The sequence below is a fragment of the Lapillicoccus sp. genome (genome assembly GCF_025353065.1).
Taxonomy (GTDB): domain Bacteria; phylum Actinomycetota; class Actinomycetes; order Actinomycetales; family Dermatophilaceae; genus Lapillicoccus.
Genome location: NZ_JANXRJ010000148.1, coordinates 1 through 3,106, shown reverse-complemented (window position 1 = coordinate 3,106; position 3,106 = coordinate 1). Strand labels below are relative to the sequence as shown.

Below are 3,106 nucleotides of genomic sequence, written 5' to 3'. Positions count from 1 at the left end.
GGCCTCAGCGCCGCGTCGGCTGTCGGCGCCTACTACCCCGCACCCGCCCGACGCCTGCTCGGCACCGCCACGTCGGGGTATGCCGCCGTCCCCGGCGTCGTCGCCAGGGTCGTGGTCGCGGGAGTGCCCGGAGTGCCCCCGTCCGGCCTGTCGGCCGCCGTGGTCAACCTCACCGCCACCGCGGGCCCCGGTGCGGTCGCGATCACCGCCTTCCCGGGTGCCGGACCCCTGACGGGGGCACCCCTGGGGGGGCCCGACGGGCCGATGGTCTCCGGCTCGGTCCCGAGCGTCCCGAGCGTTCCCATCGTGCCGAGCGCGGCGAGCGCGGCGACCTCGCTGAACGCCCCGAACCTCCTGAGCCGGCCCGCCGTCCCCGGCCTCTCCGTGACCGCGCCCGCCGGCGGCAGCCGCACCACCCTGGTGACCGTCCCGCTCGACCCGGCCGGGGGCTTCGACCTCGCCACGGCCGGTGGCGCCGCCCGGGTCACCATCGACCTCGTGGGGGTCTATGCCGCGGACGACACCGTCGTCGCGCGCCTCGGCGCCCCGGGCGGCTATCAGCCCCTCGACCCCGTGCGACTCCTCGGCCGCAGCGACACGGCGGCCGCCGGCCCCACGTCGACGGGGACATCGGCGACCGGGCTGCCGAGCAGCGCGCCGACGATCGACCCCTCCCTGCTGGTGCCCGTCCCGGCGGGCACGACCATCCGCCTCGGCGTCGACCTCGGATCGAGCACCCCGCACGTTACTGCGCTCGCGGTGCGGGCGAGCGTCCTGACGGCGACGGTCGCGGGCACCGTCGACGTGACGGGCGGTGCCCGACCGACGGCCGTCCCGCCCACGGGCGACGCCGACAGCGACGCCGATCTCCCCACGCCGTCGACCACGCCGAGCCCGCTCACCCGGCCCTACGCCACCCCGACGCTGACCCTCGCCCCGGGCTCCGCCGCGTCCAACCTCGCCTTCGTCCCCGCCGTCCTCGGAAGCGACGGTCTGCTCGCCCTCGAGATCCGCAACGCCTCGGCCGGACCCGCCGACATCCGGGTCGACCTCATCGGCTTCTACGACGACGGCCAGCTGGGACCCAACCTCCGGTTCCGCTCGCTGGTCCCCACCCGGGTCGTCGACACCTCGACGGGAGTCGGGATGCACGCTCTCGGCGTGGGTGGGCAGGGCACGCTCAGCCCGCCCGCGGCCGTCGCGGGAGACAACACCTTCGGCCTCGTCGGCACGCTGACCGTCCGCACCACGGGGCTCGGGGCAGACCTCGCCCTGTGGCCCGGCTCGGGAGCCCGACCCGTCAACGGCTCCCTCCCGGTCACGGCCGGCTCCGTGGTCGCCGGCCCGGTCCAGTCCGAGCTCGGCACGGACGGCCGGCTCGAGCTGGCGAGCAGCTCGGGTCCGGCCGACCTGACGCTCGACGTCGTCGGCTCGTTCGAGTCCTACCCCGCCGTGACCGACCCGACCATGCGCGGGTGGGTCCACGCGGTCCCGAGCTGGCAGGTCCGCGCGGTCCGCTACTGAGGTGGTCGAGGCGGAGCGGTTCCCGACCGGGCTCAGCCGATGCCGAGCCGGCCAAGAGTGAGCGGAGTGCGCTCAGGGCGAACACCGCCGGTTTGGGGATTCCCCGGTCGGGGCCGGACGTTAGGGTCACTGACAGGACGCTCGGTGGAGCACGCACGACGCCGAGCACCACGACGCAAGCGATGGAGACCAAGGTGGCACACAGCAGTGAGATCGTCGCCGCCGGCGAAGGAATGTCCGGCGGCCTGGACGACCACATCTACAACCGTCTGCTCAAGGAGCGGATCATCTTCCTGGGGTCGGAGGTGCGCGACGACAACGCCAACGCGATCTGCACGCAGATGCTCCTCCTCGCTGCGGAAGACCCCGAGAAGGACATCTGGCTCTACATCAACAGCCCGGGTGGGTCGGTGACCGCCGGGATGGCGATCTTCGACACGATGCAGTGGGTCCCCAACGACGTCGCCACCGTGGCGATGGGCATGGCGGCCTCGATGGGGCAGTTCCTCCTCAGCGCCGGCACCCCCGGCAAGCGGTATGCCACGCCCCACGCTCGCGTGATGATGCATCAGCCCTCGGGCGGCATCGGCGGCACGGCGAGCGACATCAAGATCCAGGCCGAGCAGATGCTGCACATCAAGAAGCAGATGGCCGAGCTCATCGCCGAGCACACCGGGCAGGAGCTCGCGCAGATCGAGCGCGACTCCGACCGCGATCGTTGGTTCACCGCCTCGGAGGCCAAGGACTACGGCTTCGTCGACGCCGTGTTCAGCCGCGCCGAGCAGGCCGAGAGCCGGTTGGGCGCGAAGGACAGCCCGATCACGGGCGACGCCACGACCGGCAAGAAGTGACGTCTGACATGCCAGCAACGGGAGACAACATGAGCAACCCCTACCTGCACGGCGGCGGTGGCCTGCACGTGCCGCAGCCGTCCGGCCGCTACATCCTGCCCCAGTTCGAGGAGCGGACCTCCTACGGCATGAAGCGGCTCGACCCTTACACCAAGATGTTCGAGGACCGCATCATCTTCCTCGGCGTCCAGGTCGACGACGCCTCGGCGGACGACATCATCGCGCAGCTGATCGTCCTGGAGTCCCAGGACCCCGACCGCGACATCCTGATGTACATCAACAGCCCGGGTGGCGCGTTCACCGCCATGACGGCGATCTACGACACGATGCAATACATCCGGCCCGACATCCAGACCTTCGTGGTCGGCCAGGCTGCCTCGGCGGCCGCGGTGCTGATGGCGGCCGGCGCGAAGGGCAAGCGTTTCGCGCTGCCCAACGCGCGGATCCTCATCCACCAGCCCGCCCTCGGCGGCGGTGACTACGGCCAGGCGTCCGACATCGAGATCCAGGCCAACGAGGTCCTGCGGATGCGCACCTGGCTCGAGGACACGCTGGCCGGCCACACCGGTCGGACCTCCGAGCAGATCAACGAGGACATCGAGCGCGACAAGATCATGTCCGCCGCCGAGGCCAAGGAGTACGGCCTCATCGACGAGGTCCTGCTCTCCCGCAAGGGCTCGCTGCAGACCTGACCCCGAGGGGTATGCGGACGGGCCGGCACCCCCTGTGGG

At 71.9% G+C, this 3,106-nt stretch carries 2 protein-coding genes and 1 pseudogene; all 3 read left to right on the top strand.

The annotated features are described in order from the left end of the window. A pseudogene (locus Q0R63_RS11675) lies at positions 1-1,524 on the top strand (hypothetical protein); the annotation flags it as partial. Positions 1,525-1,757: 233 nt separating this feature from the next. Continuing rightward, complete coding sequence (locus tag Q0R63_RS11670) at positions 1,758-2,375, top strand: ATP-dependent Clp protease proteolytic subunit (RefSeq protein ID WP_295697410.1); 618 nt, start codon at positions 1,758-1,760, stop codon at positions 2,373-2,375. Between the two features lie 29 nt (positions 2,376-2,404). Then, on the top strand, positions 2,405-3,067 hold the full coding sequence (locus Q0R63_RS11665; RefSeq protein ID WP_295697409.1) for an ATP-dependent Clp protease proteolytic subunit: 663 nt from the start codon (positions 2,405-2,407) through the stop codon (positions 3,065-3,067). Positions 3,068-3,106: the final 39 nt, after the last annotated feature.

Excerpts from the sequence above, each read along its gene's own strand:
- Q0R63_RS11665 (WP_295697409.1), top strand. The coding sequence starts at position 2,405 with ATGAGCAACCCCTACCTGCACGGCGGCGGTGGCCTGCACGTGCCGCAG.
- Q0R63_RS11670 (WP_295697410.1), top strand. The coding sequence starts at position 1,758 with ATGTCCGGCGGCCTGGACGACCACATCTACAACCGTCTGCTCAAGGAG.